The following is a 17835-nucleotide window of genomic DNA, read 5'->3' on the forward strand; positions in this document are numbered from 1 at the left end:
CCCGGCACTTTCAGCCCCTCTTCTTCAGGACGACATCGATGAGGCCCGGGTCGAACGGAGCGTTTCTGGTCCGGGTCTTCGGAATCGGTCGGATCATCACCTCGTCCACCACGGCATCGAGCGCGAGACGCTGCTGCCTGATGTCGAACGAGGCCCAGCGTTCCGGTGTGAAGCCGACGAGCAGGTTCCGGTCGTTCTGCTGGGCGTAGAACTCCGCGCGATCTTCCGCCAGGTCACGGAGTTGCAGATCCATTGTCGGCGTGCGTGCCTCGCATGCCTTGAGAAGGGTGAGTCGCTCTTCTCCCGGGAAGGCGCTCGCGTCAGGAACGGCATCGCCGTACTCCGCTTCCAACGCATGGAGCGCCACGCCGATCACGTACTCGTCCACGAGATCCACTCGCCGTCCCACCTTTCGACACTTTGCCGCATCACACCGATAGGAGGACTGGCGGTTCGTTCCACGGGGTGGCTGACCTCCCATGCGGCAACCGCACAGTGTGCCGTCGTCTCGTCGGTAGCCGCAGCGCAGGAACCCGCTGAGGAGATATTTCCGGCACGAATCCGTCTGGGCGCTGCGCTCCCGCGCGGTGCTCGGCATATCCCGATCCCTTGTCCGGGATGCGTGCTCCTGCTTGTAGGTGGGGCGTCGCCCTCCGGGGGAATGCCAGCGGCCACAACGCTCGATGAGCTTCCCCCACTCCTCGGGGGTGGCCACCGTCTGCCAGTCCCCGATGACCGGCGTCCCTGTCTCCCGATTGCGGATCAGGTCGCCGTCCACAATGCGGTAGCCGCAGATCGCCGGGTTCGTCACCATCGACTGCACCGTACTGACGGTCCATCGGCTGCTACGCACCGTCGGAACTCCTTCCTCGGTCAGCCAGTCGGTGATCGCCGTCCACGACTTTCCTGCCAACGCCATGTCGATGGCCCTACGGAGGTGGGCCGACTCGTGCGGATTGAGCACGGTGTTGGTGGGCCGGCTGGTGACCGCGTCGGGTCCGTACCAACCGAAGCGGCGACATCCTCCCGTCACCCGCCCTTCCCGGGCGTGGTCCCGCACGGAACGCAGTCGGCGACTGCTCATCCGCTCCGCCTCGCGCTTCCCACCCATGCCTGATGTACCGCTGTGGGGGGCCATCTCACCTGTCACGTCAACGAGTTGGTCCTTGTCCACCAGGTAGAGGAAGCCGTTCTCGACCAGTCCCAGGGCTCGGAGCAGGAGTGAGTGGTCGCTCTGGAGTCGGACAAGGCGCTCCTCCTCGACGGCGACAACGCCGTGTACTCGGAAACCTTGCTCCGTCCGACCAGCGCGTATGACCCGGAGCATGTGCCGGAACGCAGGCCGTTCCACGCCGGGATCGGAGGCGGTCAGCGCATTGTCCGTGAACCGGAAGATGACAGCCCAGCCGCGTCCGGCCGCCGCGTCGTCGTTGTTGAGGTGCTGCCGACCGACGCCCCGCCCGTCGCCCTCGGCGTCACGGCTGACCCTGGCGTAGGAGACCACGGGAATCCGCCCCGCGAGCCATCTATCGAAACTGCACCCGAGGGCGAGAGCATCCACAAGAGCTGGATGCGGGGCCCAGTGCGATGCCGATTCCAACGGTCCTCCTCGGCGATGACATGCAGCTTCCGGCCCGTCAAATACCGTTCCCTGAGCTGCTGTTTGCTACTTGCGGCTTCACTGTGAAGGCAGTGCGACACCGCGTGCAACATGCTTCATCGAATACATTCGATCGAGTGACCTGCCTCGACGATGGCGCGTATCGTGTCGGCTCGGCTACGCAGGCCCCCTCGGAGACACCGGGCGCCATGAACAGAGGAGACGGCATGTCCGCTCACCCGGGCGCAGGCATCCGGCAACGTCGTCTGGGCTCGGAACTGCGCAGGCTTCGCGAAGAGGCAAAGGTCTCGCAGCGTGACGCCAGCGCACACATCGACGGAGGGCAGGCCAAACTCTCGAAGATCGAGACAGGTCGCCAGAACATCCGGCGGCTGGAGCTCCTGGCCCTGCTCGATCTCTACGGGGTGGCGGACCCGGAGTTGCGCGAAGTACTGGTCTCCCTGCTCCCCAAGAGCCGCAGGCCGGGCTGGTGGCACGAATACGGCAACGCGCTGCGCACGGATTCGCTCGACATCATCTCACTGGAGGCGGAGTGCGAGCAGATCCTCCAGTACTGCAACGTGGCGCTGCCCGAGCTCCTGCAAACGGACGAGTACGCGAGAGCTCTGATCGGCGGCCTCGACCCTCACCTTCCGGACGAGCAGGTGCAGTTCTTCGTCCACCTGCGCATCCGGCGACAGCACATCCTCCACCGTGCCGATCCCCCCCGGTTCGTCGCCGTACTGGATGAGGCGTTGCTCCGACGCCCCGTGGGCGGCCCCGGGACCATGGCACGGCAGTTGCGCGGATTGGTCGAGATGAGCCGCCGCCCCAGGACCACGATTCAAGTCGTACCGACCGAGCAGGCCGTCTATCCCGGCATGTACGGGTCCTTCCGGGTGCTCTACAGCTCACCTCCCGCAGCCCTGAACGTGGTTGAGACGGACCACTGGACAGGCAGTCGTTATGCGGACGAGCCCGGACAGGTCGAGAGCCACCGCCTGCTCCATGACACGATTCGCTCGTCCGCCCTGTCGTCGCAACGATCCCTGGAACTCATCTCACAGCTCTCGGAAGAGTTCGACGACCGTGACGGTGCGGCCTCTCGTGACTCGTCCATGGACCGTCCATAGACCCTCCATCGGCCGTCCATGGTGTTCCTATGCGGCGGCAAAGTTCTCCCGGCGCATCTGGTTCCGCCTCCACACCCCCGGTTACGTTCTGGCCGTCCTGTTCATGCCATGCATAGCGGCAGCACAGGGTGTTCGAGATGTCATGCTCATGACTGCGCACTCTGCCGCCGCTACGCGCGTCACGGGCCTGCCGAAACCCCACCGTTGGAGGCAGTACCCCATGCGTGAGTCACGCCCGAGCAAGCGCCGCCGGAGTCTGCGAAGACTTCTGGCCCTGTCCGTTCCCGCCTTCGCCCTCACCGTCGCGGGCCTGATGGCGGCACCGGCCGCCGGGGCGCAGACCGCCCCGGCCACCTCGTCCGCCACGCCCCACACCTCCCGCGTCACCCAGAACGCGACCGCCCTCACCTCCCCCACCCGTCAGACCTTCCACTCCACCGGCAAGGCCGGTCAGAAGGTGCCGACCACGCACCTGTGCGCCACCGCCGCCCCGGGACACGCCTCCTGCTTCGCGCAGCGGCGTACCGACATCAAGCAGAGCCTGGCCGCCGCGCTCGCCGCCGCGCCCTCGGGGCTCAGCCCGGCCAATCTGCACAGTGCCTACAACCTGCCCTCGACCGGCGGTTCCGGTCTGACCGTCGCGGTCGTGGACGCGTACAACGACCCCAACGCCGAGTCGGACCTGGCCACATACCGTTCGCAGTACGGCCTGTCGGCGTGCACGAAGGCCAACGGGTGCTTCAAGCAGGTCAGTCAGACCGGTTCCACCACCTCGCTGCCCTCGAACGACACCGGTTGGGCGGGTGAGGAGGCGCTGGACCTCGACATGGTCAGCGCGGTCTGCCCGAACTGCAACATCACGCTCGTGGAGGCGAATTCGGCCAACGACTCCGACCTCGGCACCGCCGAGAACGAGGCCGTCGCGCTCGGTGCCAAGTTCGTCTCCAACAGCTGGGGCGGCAGTGAGGCCTCCTCCCAGACCAGCGAGGACACGGCGTACTTCAAGCACCCGGGCGTCGCGATCACGGTGAGTTCGGGCGACGAGGCGTACGGCGCCGAGTACCCGGCGACCTCCCAGTACGTGACGGCGGTCGGCGGTACCGCGCTGTCCACGTCCTCCACCTCCCGCGGCTGGACCGAGTCCGTGTGGAAGACCAGCAGCAGTGAGGGGACGGGGTCCGGCTGCTCCGCCTATGACGCGAAGCCGAGTTGGCAGACCGACACCGGGTGCGGCAAGCGCATGGAGGCGGACGTCTCCGCGGTCGCCGACCCGGCCACCGGCGTCGCGGTGTACGACACCTACGGCGGCTCCGGCTGGGCGGTCTACGGCGGTACGAGTGCCTCGGCGCCGATCATCGCGGGTGTGTACGCACTCGCCGGTACGCCGGGGTCGAGTGACTACCCGGCGAAGTACCCCTACAGCCACACGAGCAACCTGTACGACGTGACCAGCGGCAACAACGGCTCCTGCTCAACCAGTTACTTCTGCACCGCGACCACCGGCTACGACGGTCCGACCGGCTGGGGCACCCCGAACGGCACGACCGCCTTCACCTCGGGCACCAGCACCGGCAACACGGTGACCGTCACCAATCCGGGCAGCCAGTCGACGAAGACCGGCGGCTCGGTCAGTCTGCAGATCAGCGCGAGCGACAGCGCCGGCGCGACGCTCACCTACAGCGCCTCGGGGCTGCCGACCGGGCTGTCCATCGGCGGTTCGTCCGGCCTGATCTCGGGCACGGCGTCCACGGCGGGCACGTACCAGGTCACCGTGACCGCGAAGGACTCCACCGACGCGACCGGCTCGACGTCCTTCACCTGGACCGTCGGCTCCAGCGGCGGCACCTGCACCTCGGCGCAGCTGCTCGGCAACGCGGGCTTCGAGTCGGGCGCCACCACGTGGACCGAGTCCAGCGGGGTCATCACCAACGACAGCGGTGAGAGCGCGCACGCCGGTTCGTACTACGCGTGGCTCGACGGGTACGGCTCCACGCACACCGACACGCTGTCCCAGTCGGTGACCGTGCCGACCGGCTGCAAGGCCACCTTCACCTTCTACCTGCACATAGACACCGCGGAGACCTCCACCAGCAGCGCGTACGACAAGCTGACGGTCACCGCCGGGTCGACGACCCTGGCCACCTACTCCAACCTCAACAAGGCGACCGGTTACGCCCAGAAGTCCTTCGACCTGTCCTCGTACGCCGGCTCGACCGTCACCCTGAAGTTCAGCGGTGTCGAGGACTCCTCGCTCCAGACCAGCTTCGTCGTCGACGACACGGCCGTCACGACCAGCTGACCTCCACGACCTCCACGAGACCCCGGGCCCCGGTCGCCGCCTTCGCGGCCGGGGCTCCGGCGTGCGTACGGGACGACAGTCGCGTGGATCCAGGCGTACGGGTCATACGTCCAATGGCAGAGGAGGCCCCATGCGTATTCACCGCACGACCCCCGCTCTCGCCCTGACCACCCTGACCGCCCTCACGCTCGTGCTCACCGGCTGCGGCACCGATTCCGGCGGCGACGAAGGCTCGGCGGGCGGTGTGTCGCCGTCCACGGCAACCACGTCCCCGACGCCCGAGTCTCCGACCGCCGACCCCTCGCAGTGCGCGACCGTCTCCGGTTCGCTCGGCGCCGGCGACAGCGGTCGTACCGTGTGCCTCTCGACCGGGCAGGTGGTCCGGGTCGAACTGGACGGCACCGCCGACCGGCCGTGGAAGGCGGTGACCGCCGACGGATCCGGCCTGGAGGCCACCAACAGCGGCTTCGTGATGCAGCCCGGTGACGCGAACGCCGCCTACAAGGCCGTCTCGACAGGAAAGATCCGGCTGAGCTCGACGCGTCCGCTGTGCGGCGCCGAGTCCGGCCGGATCTCCTGCAAGGGCATTCAGGAGTGGTGGGTCACGGTGGTGGTGAGGTAGCCGTGCCGCCGGGCGGGGCGGGTCGGCTCCGGGTGCTCCCGGCGGGCCTCTTCGGCCTCACGGATCTGCCGGTCGATACGACGGTCGTGCGCGATGCCGATGACGGACGGGAGCACCAGCAGGACGAGGAGGGCGAGTACAGCGAGCATTCCGATCAGTCCTTCTATCTGTGCGGTATCCATGGACACCACTGTCGCGCTGTTAGCTCCTTACCGTCAGTGGCAGGACTGCCGTAGACCCTCGACTTCCTGCCAATGTCGAGGCACAGTGGAGACATGCTGAAAAACGTGGCCGCCATCGTCCTGGACGGTGTGAACCCCTTCGAACTGGGCGTCGTCTGCGAGGTGTTCGGCACCGACCGCAGTGACGACGGACTGCCGGTGTACGACTTCGCGGTGGCCTCGGCCGAGGGCCCGCGGCTGAGCTCCCACGCGGGCTTCACCATGAACGTCGAGCACGGCCTGGAGCGCCTGGAGTCGGCGGACCTGATCGCCGTACCGGCCGGGTCCTGCTACGAGACCCGGGAGTTCCCGCCCGAGCTGCTGGCGGCGCTGCGCAGCGCGGTGGACCGCGGGGCCCGGGTGCTCAGCGTCTGCTCCGGCGTCTTCGTGCTGGCCGCGGCCGGGCTGCTTGACGGCCGGCGCTGCACGGTGCACTGGCGGCACGCGGACGAGCTGGCGGTGGCGTATCCGGGACTGAAGGTCGAGCCGGACGTGCTGTACGTCGACGAGGGTTCGGTGATCACCTCCGCGGGGACCGCCGCCGGCATCGACGCCTGTCTGCACATCGTGCGCAAGGAGCAGGGCCCCGAGGTCGCCAACAAGATCGCCCGGCGGATGGTGGTCCCGCCGCACCGGGACGGCGGTCAGGCGCAGTACATCGAGCGGCCGCTCCCTCGCTCCCAGGTCGACACGGTCGCCGAGGTGCTGGTGTGGATGGAGCGGCACCTCGACGAGGAGGTCACCGTGGAGCAGCTCGCCGAGCGCGCCCACATGTCCCCGCGCACCTTCGCCCGCCGCTTCCAGCAGGAGACGGGAACGACTCCCTACCGCTGGATCCTGCGTCAACGGGTGCTGCTGGCGCAGCGGTTGCTGGAGGGGACGGACGAGACGATGGACGCGATCGCGGGCCGAACGGGGTTCGGCACCGCGGCCGCGCTGCGCCATCACTTCGTGCGGGCGCTGGGGACGACCCCCAACGCCTACCGGCGCACCTTCCGGGGCTCGGACGCGGAGGAGGCCGCCTGACCCCCACCCCTCACCTCGGCACGGGTTTCAGCAGGAGGCTGTGCGGGCGCAGGGTGATGCCCACCCGGGTGGTGTCGTCGGAGCCGGCCACCTGCTCCAAGCGGAACGCGGTCGCCACCGCCGCCGTGATCAGGCTGAGCTGGGCCATCGAGAAGTGGTCGCTGGGGCACTTGCGGTTGCCGACACTGAACGGGCTCATGGCGTATTTGGGTACGTCCTTGGCACGCTCCGGCAGCCAGCGGTCGGGGTCGAACTCCAGGTTGTCGGCGTACGACTTCGCGTCGCGTTGGATCGCGTACGGGCTGTACACGATGTCGGCCCCGGCCGGAATGCGATAGCCACCGAGTTCGGTGTCGGTGACCGCCCGCCGGGTCAATATCCATACGGCGGGGCGCAAACGCATGGCCTCGACGACGACATTGTTGGTGTGGGTGAGCTTGCGGACGTCGTCGAATGCGACAGGTCGGCCGCCGGTGACGGATTCGACTTCGTCGCGCACTCGGTCCGCGTGTTCCGGGTGTTCCGCGAGGACCTGGAGCAGCCACATGATCGTGGAGGCGACGGTTTCGCTGCCGGGGGTGAGTATCGCGACGACCTGGTCGTGGATCTCCTGTTCCCCGATGGGGTCGCCATTGTCGTCCTTCGCCGCCAGCAATGCCGTCAGCAAATCGTCCGGCTTTTGACCAGATGCCCGGCGTTCGGCGACGATCTCGTCGACGAGGAGGTGCAAATCGGCCAGCGCCCGGTTGAATTCCCGGTTGGCCGGCAGGGGCAGCCGGTACAGCGGCCCGAGCGGGACGACCATCCGGCGGTACATGCCGCGGAAGACGGTGGCGAGCGCGACGCACAGCCGCTCCGCCCGCTCGTCCATGAAGTCGCCGCGCAGCAGGCAGCGGGCCGCGATGCGTACGGCGACGCGGAAGGACTCGGAGGTGCAGTCGACCCTCTCGCCGGACCGCCAGCGCTCGGTGAGCGCGTGCGCCTCCTCCTCCATGATCGGCCCGTAGGCGGGGATGGCGTCCAGCCGGAAGGCGGGCTGGATGGTGCGGCGCTGGCGGCGGTGGCGCGGCCCGTTGGCGGTCGCGACCCCCTCCTTGCCGAGCAGGCCCTCCAGGGACTCCCAGAGCGGGCCGTCGATCTTGTAGTCGGTGCTGAGCGCCATGGCTCCGGTGAGGTCCGGGGTGGTGACCGCGTACACCGTCTTGGGGCCGAGCTTCAGCCGGACGACGTCGCCGTGCTCGCGCAGCCGGGACATGAAGGCCAGCGGGTCGCGGACCAGTTTCAGGCCGTGGCCGAGGACCGGGACACCGCCGCCCGCGAGGGGCGGTTCGCGCAGCTCCCGGGCCTGGACGGCCGCGGGCTTCACAGACTCGACGGTCATTTCTCACCTGCCGCTTCGTTGGTGACGTACGGGGGTGTGGACCGGTCGTCCCAGCTGTCGACCATGTAACGGCCGGACTCGTGGTGGAACCAGTAGACGGAACTGAACCAGTTCCGCATATTGGCGACGCAGGCCCTGACGGCGGTGCCGAGTTCTTTTCCGTGCACCGTGCCGTCGTCGAGTTCGTCGGCGAACCGTAATGCTTCGCGTTCCGCGACGACGAATTCGGATATGCATTCCTCGACGCGCCGCCTTACTTCGGCGACCGCCTCTTCGAGTGTCAGTCCCTCGTGCGTGACGAGACTGATTCCGAGATTGTGGACCTCGGCTCCCGCGATTTCCTTGGGGAGCGAGCAGAGGTCGTTGTACCACGCGGCGAATTCCTGGCTGAGCAGCGCGGGCCGCCGGAATGCCGGGTGTTTCCTCACCGAGTCCGGGAGTTCCACGCCCGCGCTCGGCTCCAGGAGGTCGGTCCAGATCCAGTGCGCGAAGGTCAGCCGGCGCAGTGCGAGGTATTCCTCGACCGTCGGGATGATCCCTTCGATACGGTTGTGGAACTCCCGGTCGTACGCCTCGATCACTTCGTGGAAGTGGCGCGCGAAACGGGCGTTCCACGTTCCGGGAAGGAACGAGTAGAGCCGCGCCACACTGTCCGCGAGCCCCGCGACCAGGGAGTCCTTGTGGTGCAGATGCTTCTCGGGAGCATCCAGCGCCGCATGCAAACGGAACCTCAACCGCCGCCACTCGGCGGGTCGCCGGTGGACGATGTCGCGGTCATGCCGGTCGTCCCAGACGAAGAACCACGCGCTGTAGTCCGCTATCGCCTGGAGTACCTCGTCGGGGGCGCCCAGGTAGTATCCCGCCATCAAGTCCGTATAGCACAGACCATCGGCATATTCCTCGACCTTGTCCGCCGGCATCAGGCGCTTTTCCAGCAGCCAGGTCCTGGTCTTCTCCTGGAGTCGAGGCCAATACGGATGCAGTTCCCGGGGAAACGCCGCCTCGATCACCGGAAGAGCAAGTGAGGGTGGAACCGCGATCGCTGTCGATGTGGTGCTGTGTGGGAAAGCAGGCACGAACAAACCCCTCTCAGCCGCCAAGTCGGCGTACGCCCCTCCCGCTGTGCCGGGCGCACGCCGTTGCGCATCCCCGCACTTACTATTCAGCACCACAACTGACCGTTCTGGGAACGGATTTGCTCCCTTCACTACCCCACGATGCCTAGAACACCCCCTTGCGTGACCGAATCTGGATCACTAGCTGCGCATACGCGATCGAACGTGCGACGCACACACGAACGGCGCCTGTTCCGGCAGGGATGCCTGAACAGACGCCGTACGGACGGGACCTGTGGGGTGTCAGTCGTTCGCGACCACCGGGTAGCGCGGCTCGTTCTCGGCCATCTGCCGCAGCGCGTCCTTGCGTTCACGCTTGGAGAGCCGGTCGATGTAGAGGTAGCCGTACAGGTGGTCGGTCTCGTGCTGCAAACACCGCGCGAAGTAGCCGGTGCCGCGGACCTTGATCGGGTTGCCCTGCTCGTCCTGCCCGGTCACCTCGGCGTAGTCGGGGCGGGCCAGCGGCGCGTACGCGGTGGGCACCGACAGACAGCCCTCGTTGCTCTCGTCCAAGTGCCGCTTGTCCGCGGGCAGATCGACCAGCTTGGGGTTGCAGACCACACCCACGTGCCGCTTGCCCTCGTCGTCCTGGCAGTCGTAGACGAAGACCTTCAGGTCGACGCCGATCTGGTTCGCGGCCAGGCCCACGCCCTCGGCGGTGCGCTGCGAGGCGAACATGTCCGCGACCAGCTGCGCCAGCTCGTCGCCGAACTCGGTGACGTCCCTGCACTCCTTGTGCAGCACCGGGTTCCCGACGACGGTGATCGGCCGCGAGACACCCCGCTCCCGCCAGCCGTTCTCCCGCTCCTCCGCCTCCTCGACGTCGATGACGAAGCCCTCGTCGTCCACGGGAAGCACGCCCACGTGCTGCTGATCGGTGTCCTGCTGCGCCATGCCGACGTACGCCTTCCTCAAAAACCGGGGGTTTGCTGCTGATACAGGGTACGGGGAGCGCCCCGTCAGGGGCGCGGGGAACTGCGCGACCAGCCACGACGAACCCTCGCCCGGCAGCAGTCCTCAACACACCTCTTCGAGATCCCGCCAGTCCCGAGAATCAGGACTGTCGGCAACCCACCCGTCCAGCAACCCCCGTACCAGCGAAGCCGGCGCAGCCACCCCGCACTCCCGCTCCGGCACCCACATCTGCCCGTCCGTCCGATGCCCCAGCGGCCCCGGATGCCCCGGCTCACTGTGATCGTGCGGATCGAGATGCTCCCCGTCACCCTCGTCGGACGGCATCCGCGACTCGGAACACGTCCGGCAGAGCAACCGCACCGACGACGACCAGTCCTCGGCGGCGAATCCCGCGTCCGCCGCCAACTGCTCCAGCGCGTCCCGGTCCGTCTCGCTCGCGGCCTCAAGGAGCACCACCCACGTCGGCACGGGCGACGGCGCCCACAGCTCGATCTCGTCGAAGACCGGGTAGGCATGCCCCGCGGTCGTGGTCCGCTCACCGTGCGGCACCCCGTCGTGCAGGACGACCTCACCCCAGCGCCGCCCGGAGGACGGCAGCGGGATCGACAGCACCTCCATACGGGCGGGGTCCAGGCGCCGGCCCCAGACGACCTCGGCCTCCCCCTCGGGAGACAGCCGTACGGCCGCGCTGCCGAGGTCCATCCCGACCGGCTCGCCGGAGTTCGTCGCCCCGCCCGGTACCCGCAGCCCGTACGCCTGCCAGGCCCGCCGGGCGAGCGGCCAGTCCTGGAGGGCGGTGGCCGCGATGCCCACGTTCCACCAGTCAGGTGCACCCGTCTCACGGTCGAGGAGGGCGACGGCCCTGAGGCCCGCGGCCCGGGCCTGCTCCCAGTCGTGCCGGAACTTGTGCAGCAGGGCGAGGTTGAACCAGGACTCGGACAGCCAGGGCTCCAGGTCGGCGGCACGTGTCAGCAGCGCGCCCGCGTCCTCGTAGCGGCCGTCGCCGATCAGCGTGAAGGCGCGATCGGTGGCCTGCCGCCAGGAGGCGGAGGGCCGGTGCCGTCCCTTGCCGAAGATCCTCACGATTCCCGCCTGCCAGTTCCGTTCTGTGGGCTGGCCAGTGCTGCCCCCGGACACCTTCTCATTCTCTTTCGCATCCAACCACGTAGGTCTGGGAGGCCGCTCATTACCCATGGGTTACCCCGCCATGGGCAGGGTCAGACAGTCCCGTGCCAGGACGCGGGCCAGCGACTCCACGACCTCGGGCGCGTAGTCCCCCGCGGTGGCCAGGCGCAGTTCCTCCAGTGCGGTGAGAGGCCCGCCGGGACCGGCGCCCTGCACCTTCTCCTCGTACGCGTTCACGGCCCGCACGATCCGGGCGGCGACGGGTTGCTCGCGATAGGGGTCGGCCTGCCGCTCCACGACCACGGCGACCGCCGCGTCCACCCCGGTCTGGCGGACGACGGCCCCGCCGAGCAGCGCGATCCTGAGCTGCTCGGCGGCGGGCAGTACGGCGGTGGCGCCGGCCGGTACCGGGTCGACCAGGCTGAGCTGGCCGATGTCGTGCATGAGCGCCGCGTACTCCAGGACGGTGAGCTCGGGCCGGGTCAGGCCCAGGTCGCGGCCGACGGCCCGGCTGAGCTCGGCCACCCGGCGGGCGTGCCCCGCGGGGGTGTATCCGGCTATCTCGGTGGCGCGGGCCAGGGAGGCGATGGTCTGCCGGTAGGTGGTGCGCACGGCCGCGTAGCGCTTGAAGGAGAGCTGGGTGAGCAGCAGGGGCAGCGAGAACACCGGGAGCGCCCACAGGCCTACGACGGCCACCGCGAGGGCCATCACCGCGCCCGTGGCGCACACGGCGGAGCCGATGCCGAGCAGGGCCCGCAGTTCGTCGCGGAGCAGCGGGCCGAAGGGCCAGCCGGTGCGGGAGTGGGCGAGCGCGGCGGCGAGCACGCAGTCGCACAGGGCGGTGAGGGAGAGCAGGGCGAGCAGGAGGAGTGCGTAGGCGGGGCCGACCCATGCGCCGAACACGCCCTGGTTGTAGAGGGGTTGGAAGCAGACGGCGGCGAAGGCGACGGTGAGCACCCGGCGGGCCAGATGGTCGAGGACCGGTCCCTGTCCGCGGGCGATGTGCGGCACGCTGCCCAGGAGCGCGGCGGCGCACACGACGGTGACGATCTGCGCGACCCCGTGCTCGGTGGGCCGTCCGGCGTCGGCGCCGAGCAGCGCGTACGACAGTGCCCCGGCGGCCCCGAGGGGCGCGGCCTCTCGCACGCGGGCGCCGGTCCACCGGGCCAGTTCGCCGACGGTGATGAGCACTCCGAAGGCGAGCGCGGCAGGCCGCTCGTCGAGGCCGCTCCAGAGGGTGACGGCGAGGGAGCCGGCGGCCAGGAGGGCGGCGGCGGTGTGGATGAGGAGCTTGAGCGAGGGAGGAGCGGTCATCGGCGTGCCCCTTGCCGGCATCACGCCACCCCCGACCGACCGGACACCGGCGAGCCCGGGACGGCGCGCACGCCCCGTTCCTCGTCGGCCGTCACCGCCGGGTGCCAGCCGTCCCTGGCCAGCGCACGCGTCAGCGCGGTGACCATGCGGGGGTCGAACTGGGCGCCCGCGCACCGCTGGAGCTCCTCCAGTGCGGCGGCGACCGGGCGGGCCCTGCGGTAGGAGCGGGTGGACGTCATCGCGTCGAAGGCGTCGGCGACGGCCACCACCCTTGCCGGTTCCGGGATTTGGCCGCCCATCAGCCCGTAGGGATAGCCGCTGCCGTCGAGCCGTTCGTGGTGGTGGAGCACCGCGGCCCGGGCCTCGCCGAGGAAGCCGATGCCGCGCACCATCTCGTGGCCGTACTCGGGATGCAGTTCGATCACCCGCCGTTCCTCGGGGGTGAGCGGGCCGTCCTTGCGCAACAGCCGGGTGGGGACGCCGAGTTTGCCGACGTCGTGCAGGATGCCGGCGAAGCGCAGCACCTCAACTCGGGCGTCGTCCATGCCCAGTTCGCGGGCGATCATCATCGAGGCCTGGCCGACCCGCTCGCTGTGCCCGCGGGTGTACCCGTCCTTGATGTCGACGGCCTGCACCAGCGCCCGGATGGTCGCCTGGTGGGCGGCGCGCTCGCGGTGGTACTGCGCGAAGACCCACCAGGACACGCACATCGGCAGCAGCACGAGCAGCGCGGCGACGGGTCCGTACCGGCTGCGCCACAGCACGGCCATCATCAGCCCGGCCAGCCCGTGCACGGCGATCGGCGCGAGGGAACGCAGGAACAGCCCCCGCCAGGCCCGGCGTACGGGTACCCGCTCCGCGAACGCGCGGATCCCGCCGTCGAGCACGGTCAGCGCCAGGCAGAAGGCGAGGACGGCGGCTCCGGCGGGGACCAGCGCGTACGGGAAGTCGGAGCCGACGACCGCGTCACGGCCGCCCAGCGCCCAGTGCACGCGGGCGGCCGCCCATACGGCGAGGGCCAGTTGGGCGGCCCGCCACAGGCGGCGCAGCCAGGGCTGGCGCCGGTCGACGCGGGACAGCAGCGCCCCCGGCAGCGGCACCAGGGCCGCGGCGGGCGGCGGCAGCAGGAACGCGCCGGCGAGCAGGACGGGGTAGAAGGTGCCGGCGAACCGCCACCGTGCGGCGGCCTGCTCGCAACCGACGTACACCAGGGCGAGCAACCCGACGGCCCACCACGGCGTCTGAACCGTGGGGAGCGGCAGCACGCAGGACAGGGCACCGAGGACCGCACAGGCGACGTACGCACGAGCCCGTGCCGGAACCGCCTCCATCACGCCCCTCCCCGGCCGAGCCTGCCCAGACTTCAGGAGCCTAGGGCGGCACAGGGGGAGTCCGCGGGCCGATGACCCGCCGATTAGCACGTTCGAGTGACGACAGCCCGTTCAACCCGGGGTCCGGGGGAGGCTACGACTCCTGCGGGGCCGCGGCGACGTCGTGGTCCGGCACCGCCTGCCCGGAGCGGATCAGATCGAGCCGCCCCAGGACCTTGGCGCGCAGGTCGGTGGGCACGTCGTCGTGACCGCAGCACCGCTTGACCAGCTTCTTCACGGCCTCTTCGAGACCGTACTTCTCCAGACACGGCGAGCACTCGGTGAAGTGCTGCTTGAACTTGGCGCGGTCGACGTCCGGCATCTCGCTGTCGAGGAACTCGTAGAGATGGTCGAGGACCTCACTGCAGTCCGTTTCGTGCGGCTCTCCGCAGCTCATGAGCCCGAGCCTTTCGCTTCGTTCGACTCTCCGGCACCGGCCGGGACGAGCCCGCGCTCACGGGCGTAGTCCTCCAGCATGCCGCGCAGTTGACGGCGGCCCCGGTGCAGCCGGGACATCACCGTTCCGATGGGTGTCCCCATGATGTCCGCGATCTCCTTGTACGCAAAGCCCTCTACATCGGCGAGATAGACGGCGATGCGGAACTCCTCGGGGATCGCCTGGAGCGCTTCCTTCACGTCCGAGTCCGGCAGATGGTCGAGCGCCTGCGACTCCGCGGAGCGCAGCCCTGTCGACATGTGCGACTCGGCACGGGCCAGCTGCCAGTCCTCGATCTCCTCGGCCGCGGAGCGCTGGGGTTCACGCTGCTTCTTGCGGTACGAGTTGATGAACGTGTTCGTGAGGATCCGGTACAGCCACGCTTTGAGGTTGGTGCCTTCGCGGAACTGGTGGAAGGACGCGTACGCCTTCGCGTACGTCTCCTGCACCAGGTCCTCCGCATCGGCCGGATTGCGCGTCATGCGCAGCGCGGCCGAGTACATCTGGTCGAGGAATTCGAGCGCGTCCCGCTCGAAGCGCGCGCGGCGCTCCGTGGTCGACTCCGCGCTGACGCCCTGGCCCTCGGGCAGCTCCGCCTGGCCGTTGTCGGTCCCTGCGTCGATCCCAGTGACCGGACCCACCTCCTCATGATTGCGGGTGGCACCGAGACCGGCCCCACCAGCTTCGGAGGATAGACGACGACCCGTCCCCGCCGCCCCTCGAATCGGGGTGGTCTTGGCCGCAGTCAGCACTGTCCAGTCCAGGTCAGTGCGGCTGTCGCGGCTCGGGCAGATGGTCGAACCCATACGGCGGACTTCCTCTCCCACGGCTACAAGTGCTGCTTGTTCAGCACTTCTGTCCCGCTCAACAGTGGGCCGCCGCCGCACATTCCCGCTCTTTACCCGAGTGACGCGATCCACCGGACGACACCGTCCGTGATGATCGCGAGCGCCTGGTCCTGGCCGATGTCCGCCCGTTTGGGCACCGCGAACCCGTGATCCCCGAAAGGCACCTCGACCAGCTCGTACGTTCCGTCGGGAAACTCCTCGGGCCTGCCGAAGGGGTCGTTCCCGCCCTGTACGACGAGGGTGGGCACCCCGGATCCGAGCAGTTCCCCGGCGCGGGACTTCTCCGGCCGCCCGGGCGGATGCAGCGGGAAGGAGAGAGCGAGGACGGCATGGGCACCGAGCTCGGTCGCCGTACGGCAGGCGACCCGGGCGCCGGCACTGCGTCCGCCGGAGACCACCGGGAGCCCGGGGGCGCTCAGCGCGGGCCACAGGCCCCGCCAGCCGACGTCGAGGGTCTTCGGCGCGGGGGCGACCTTCTTGCCGGCCACCCGCCAGGGCTGCTCGACGAGCGCGACGCTCACCCCGTGCCCGGGCAGGACGGCGGCCAGGGCGTGGAGGTCCCGCGCCTCGATGCCACCACCGGCGCCGTGGCTCAAGGCCAGCACGAGCCGGGGCTTCTTCGCCGGGTGCCAGGTGACGCGGGCGTCCCCCGCGTCCGTACGAACGGTCTCGGTCACGATCGCGGTCTTGGCCTCGGTCTTGATGATCTTCGTCGTCACATCAGAAGAGTGTGCCCTCTTCGGGCCCCTCCAGCTCCTTCAGCAGCTCCGGGCCGTTGTTGCGGACGTTGCTGACCGCCGTGGAGACCGGGTAGGCGCGCATCAGGCCGGTGGGCGGGGGCACGAGCAGGGAGCGGAGGTCCTCGACGTCCGTGCGGGACGGGTCGAGCCAGGTGTCCCAGCGGTCGGGGGTGAGCATGAGCGGCATCCGGGGGTGGATGTCGGCGAGGGCGCGCGGGCCCTCCTCGGGGGCGACGGCGAGCGGGGTGGTCTCCGCCTCGGTGGTGATCACCGAGCAGGTCGCCCACCAGGCCAGCGGATGGTCGTCGGGGAGGGTCTTGTCCCGCCAGAACTCGTACAGCCCGGCCATCGCGAAGACCGAGCCGTCGGCGGGCAGCACGAAGTAGGGCTGCTTGCGCGGCCGCTTCTTCTTCCCCTCGACCTCAAGGTCCCGCTCCTGCGTGCCGGTGACCCACTCGAAGTAGCCGTCGGCCGGGATGATGCAGCGGCGGGTGGCGAAGGCCCGCTTGTACGACGGCTTCTCGTGGACCGTCTCGGCGCGGGCGTTGATCATCCGGGCGGCGCCCTCGGGCGTCTTCGACCAGGACGGGACCAGGCCCCACTTCAGCTTGCGCAGCTGGCGAACCGGCCGTGGATCGGGCACGTCCTTAAGAGGACGGTCGAGGACTGCGTAGACCTCCTTGGTCGGGGCCACGTTGTAGTCGGGAGGCAGCGTCTCCTCGGGCTCCCACTTCTCGATCTCAAAGATTCCTGCGAGATCCTCGGGTCCACGACTCGCTGCATACCGTCCGCACATACGTGCAACACTGCCAGATTCCGCGTCACCAGAGGGAGCCACCGCCGAACATGGACAGCCTCGCCGCCACCTCGCTGCCCGACCTCTGGGACCGGGTTTTCGGCACCCAGCCCGATCCTGATCTGTGGGTGGTGATCGCGACCCTGGTCGCCGCGCTCGCGGTGATCGTCCCGCACGGCCTGTGGCGGCTGTCGCGCAACGCCATCACCATCGCCCACGAGGGCGGCCACGGACTGGTCGCGCTGCTGACCGGCCGGCAGCTCAACGGCATACGACTGCACTCGGACACCAGCGGTCTGACCGTCAGCCGCGGCAAGCCGCACGGCCTCGGCATGATCCTCACGGCGGCGGCGGGTTACACCGCTCCCCCGTTGCTGGGCCTCGGCGGCGCCGCGCTGCTGGCCGCCGGGCACATCACGCTGCTGCTGTGGCTGGCGACGGCGCTGCTGGTGGCGATGCTGGTGATGATCCGCAACGCGTACGGCGCGCTGACGGTCCTGCTGACCGGCGGCACGTTCCTGCTGGTGTCGTGGCTGGCGGGACCGCAGGTGCAGGCGGCCTTCGCGTACGCGGTGGTGTGGTTCCTGCTGGTGGGCGGGGTGCGTCCGGCGTTCGAGCTGCAGGCCAAGCGGAGCCGCGGTGGCGCGGGCGACTCGGACGCGGACCAGCTCTCGCGGCTGACGCACGTACCGGCGGGGCTGTGGTTCTTCCTGTTCCACGCGGTGTCACTGTGCGCGCTCATCGGCGGCGGGCGCTGGCTGCTGGACGTGTGAGCGGCGGCGGCCCCGGCCGGCCGAGCGGGGCCGCATGAGCGCATATATGCACGGCACTTCCCATGCCGTTGTTTCGCCGTGGTTTCGCCGCATTTGATCAAGATCTCCGGTCACCGACAGC

The 17835-nt window shown here is 69.3% G+C and carries 17 protein-coding genes; 5 read left to right on the plus strand and 12 right to left on the minus strand.

Annotation, left to right across the window (positions count from 1 at the left end):
* Positions 1–10: 10 nt before the first annotated feature.
* Positions 11–1504, minus strand: a complete 1494-nt coding sequence (locus ACIQI8_RS19755; protein WP_402351924.1) for a recombinase family protein — start codon at positions 1502–1504, stop codon at positions 11–13.
* 323 nt (positions 1505–1827) lie between these two features.
* On the opposite strand from ACIQI8_RS19755, the gene ACIQI8_RS19760 reads away from it, so the two are divergent.
* The 3 genes from ACIQI8_RS19760 (at position 1828) to ACIQI8_RS19770 (ending at position 5654) form a co-directional block, all read left to right on the plus strand.
* The gene (locus ACIQI8_RS19760; RefSeq protein WP_402351926.1) at positions 1828–2733 is read left to right on the plus strand and encodes a helix-turn-helix domain-containing protein; all 906 of its coding nucleotides are present in this window, start codon (positions 1828–1830) and stop codon (positions 2731–2733) included.
* 220 nt (positions 2734–2953) lie between these two features.
* Positions 2954–5032, plus strand: a complete 2079-nt coding sequence (locus ACIQI8_RS19765; protein ID WP_402351929.1) for a putative Ig domain-containing protein — start codon at positions 2954–2956, stop codon at positions 5030–5032.
* A gap of 130 nt (positions 5033–5162) precedes the next feature.
* Positions 5163–5654, plus strand: a complete 492-nt coding sequence (locus ACIQI8_RS19770; RefSeq protein ID WP_402351932.1) for a hypothetical protein — start codon at positions 5163–5165, stop codon at positions 5652–5654.
* Here ACIQI8_RS19770 and ACIQI8_RS19775 read toward each other — a convergent pair.
* Entirely contained in the window at positions 5621–5836 is a 216-nt protein-coding gene (locus ACIQI8_RS19775) for a hypothetical protein (protein WP_402351935.1), read from the minus strand. The genes ACIQI8_RS19770 and ACIQI8_RS19775 overlap by 34 nt on opposite strands.
* A gap of 93 nt (positions 5837–5929) precedes the next feature.
* Between ACIQI8_RS19775 and ACIQI8_RS19780 the strand changes: the two genes are divergently transcribed.
* Positions 5930–6901, plus strand: coding sequence for a GlxA family transcriptional regulator (locus ACIQI8_RS19780; RefSeq protein ID WP_402351938.1), 972 nt, complete (start codon positions 5930–5932; stop codon positions 6899–6901).
* Between the two features lie 10 nt (positions 6902–6911).
* On the opposite strand, the gene ACIQI8_RS19785 is transcribed toward ACIQI8_RS19780, so the two are convergent.
* The 10 genes from ACIQI8_RS19785 to ACIQI8_RS19830 form a co-directional block, all read right to left on the minus strand.
* Positions 6912–8282 carry a cytochrome P450 gene (locus ACIQI8_RS19785; RefSeq protein ID WP_402351941.1) on the minus strand — a complete coding sequence of 457 codons (1371 nt, stop codon included), beginning with the start codon at positions 8280–8282 and terminating at the stop codon, positions 6912–6914.
* Positions 8279–9358, minus strand: coding sequence for an epi-isozizaene synthase (gene cyc1 / locus ACIQI8_RS19790; protein ID WP_402351944.1), 1080 nt, complete (start codon positions 9356–9358; stop codon positions 8279–8281). The genes ACIQI8_RS19785 and cyc1 overlap by 4 nt, the downstream gene beginning before the upstream one ends.
* Positions 9359–9640: 282 nt before the next feature.
* A complete protein-coding gene (gene def / locus ACIQI8_RS19795; protein WP_402351947.1) occupies positions 9641–10291 on the minus strand; it encodes a peptide deformylase in 651 nt (216 codons plus the stop codon).
* Positions 10292–10414: 123 nt separating this feature from the next.
* Positions 10415–11395, minus strand: coding sequence for a tetratricopeptide repeat protein (locus ACIQI8_RS19800; protein ID WP_402351950.1), 981 nt, complete (start codon positions 11393–11395; stop codon positions 10415–10417).
* Between the two features lie 114 nt (positions 11396–11509).
* Complete coding sequence (locus tag ACIQI8_RS19805; RefSeq protein ID WP_402351953.1) at positions 11510–12751, minus strand: HD-GYP domain-containing protein; 1242 nt, start codon at positions 12749–12751, stop codon at positions 11510–11512.
* Between the two features lie 20 nt (positions 12752–12771).
* Entirely contained in the window at positions 12772–14082 is a 1311-nt protein-coding gene (locus tag ACIQI8_RS19810; protein ID WP_402351956.1) for an HD-GYP domain-containing protein, read from the minus strand.
* A gap of 133 nt (positions 14083–14215) precedes the next feature.
* Positions 14216–14518: a mycothiol system anti-sigma-R factor gene (gene rsrA / locus ACIQI8_RS19815; protein ID WP_123997849.1), complete on the minus strand. Its 303-nt coding sequence runs from the start codon at positions 14516–14518 to the stop codon at positions 14216–14218.
* Positions 14515–15198 (minus strand): RNA polymerase sigma factor SigR, encoded by a 684-nt coding sequence (sigR, locus tag ACIQI8_RS19820; protein WP_221297653.1) that lies wholly within the window; start codon positions 15196–15198, stop codon positions 14515–14517. The genes rsrA and sigR overlap by 4 nt, the downstream gene beginning before the upstream one ends.
* A 257-nt stretch (positions 15199–15455) precedes the next feature.
* Positions 15456–16082, minus strand: coding sequence for an alpha/beta family hydrolase (locus ACIQI8_RS19825; RefSeq protein ID WP_402354011.1), 627 nt, complete (start codon positions 16080–16082; stop codon positions 15456–15458).
* A gap of 43 nt (positions 16083–16125) precedes the next feature.
* A complete protein-coding gene (locus ACIQI8_RS19830) occupies positions 16126–16941 on the minus strand; it encodes an SOS response-associated peptidase (protein ID WP_402351960.1) in 816 nt (271 codons plus the stop codon).
* A 50-nt stretch (positions 16942–16991) separates the two neighbouring features.
* On the opposite strand from ACIQI8_RS19830, the gene ACIQI8_RS19835 reads away from it, so the two are divergent.
* Positions 16992–17714 carry a M50 family metallopeptidase gene (locus ACIQI8_RS19835; protein ID WP_402351963.1) on the plus strand — a complete coding sequence of 241 codons (723 nt, stop codon included), beginning with the start codon at positions 16992–16994 and terminating at the stop codon, positions 17712–17714.
* Positions 17715–17835 lie beyond the last annotated feature (121 nt).

The sequence above is a fragment of the Streptomyces sp. NPDC092369 genome, assembly GCF_044755245.1.
GTDB lineage: Bacteria > Actinomycetota > Actinomycetes > Streptomycetales > Streptomycetaceae > Streptomyces.

Excerpts from the sequence above, each read along its gene's own strand:
- def (WP_402351947.1), bottom strand. The coding sequence starts at position 10,291 with ATGGCGCAGCAGGACACCGATCAGCAGCACGTGGGCGTGCTTCCCGTG.
- rsrA (WP_123997849.1), bottom strand. The coding sequence starts at position 14,518 with ATGAGCTGCGGAGAGCCGCACGAAACGGACTGCAGTGAGGTCCTCGAC.
- ACIQI8_RS19775 (WP_402351935.1), bottom strand. The coding sequence starts at position 5,836 with ATGGATACCGCACAGATAGAAGGACTGATCGGAATGCTCGCTGTACTC.
- ACIQI8_RS19810 (WP_402351956.1), bottom strand. The coding sequence starts at position 14,082 with ATGGAGGCGGTTCCGGCACGGGCTCGTGCGTACGTCGCCTGTGCGGTC.
- ACIQI8_RS19770 (WP_402351932.1), top strand. The coding sequence starts at position 5,163 with ATGCGTATTCACCGCACGACCCCCGCTCTCGCCCTGACCACCCTGACC.
- ACIQI8_RS19785 (WP_402351941.1), bottom strand. The coding sequence starts at position 8,282 with ATGACCGTCGAGTCTGTGAAGCCCGCGGCCGTCCAGGCCCGGGAGCTG.
- ACIQI8_RS19760 (WP_402351926.1), top strand. The coding sequence starts at position 1,828 with ATGTCCGCTCACCCGGGCGCAGGCATCCGGCAACGTCGTCTGGGCTCG.
- ACIQI8_RS19835 (WP_402351963.1), top strand. The coding sequence starts at position 16,992 with ATGGACAGCCTCGCCGCCACCTCGCTGCCCGACCTCTGGGACCGGGTT.
- ACIQI8_RS19780 (WP_402351938.1), top strand. The coding sequence starts at position 5,930 with ATGCTGAAAAACGTGGCCGCCATCGTCCTGGACGGTGTGAACCCCTTC.
- ACIQI8_RS19765 (WP_402351929.1), top strand. The coding sequence starts at position 2,954 with ATGCGTGAGTCACGCCCGAGCAAGCGCCGCCGGAGTCTGCGAAGACTT.
- ACIQI8_RS19830 (WP_402351960.1), bottom strand. The coding sequence starts at position 16,941 with ATGTGCGGACGGTATGCAGCGAGTCGTGGACCCGAGGATCTCGCAGGA.
- ACIQI8_RS19805 (WP_402351953.1), bottom strand. The coding sequence starts at position 12,751 with ATGACCGCTCCTCCCTCGCTCAAGCTCCTCATCCACACCGCCGCCGCC.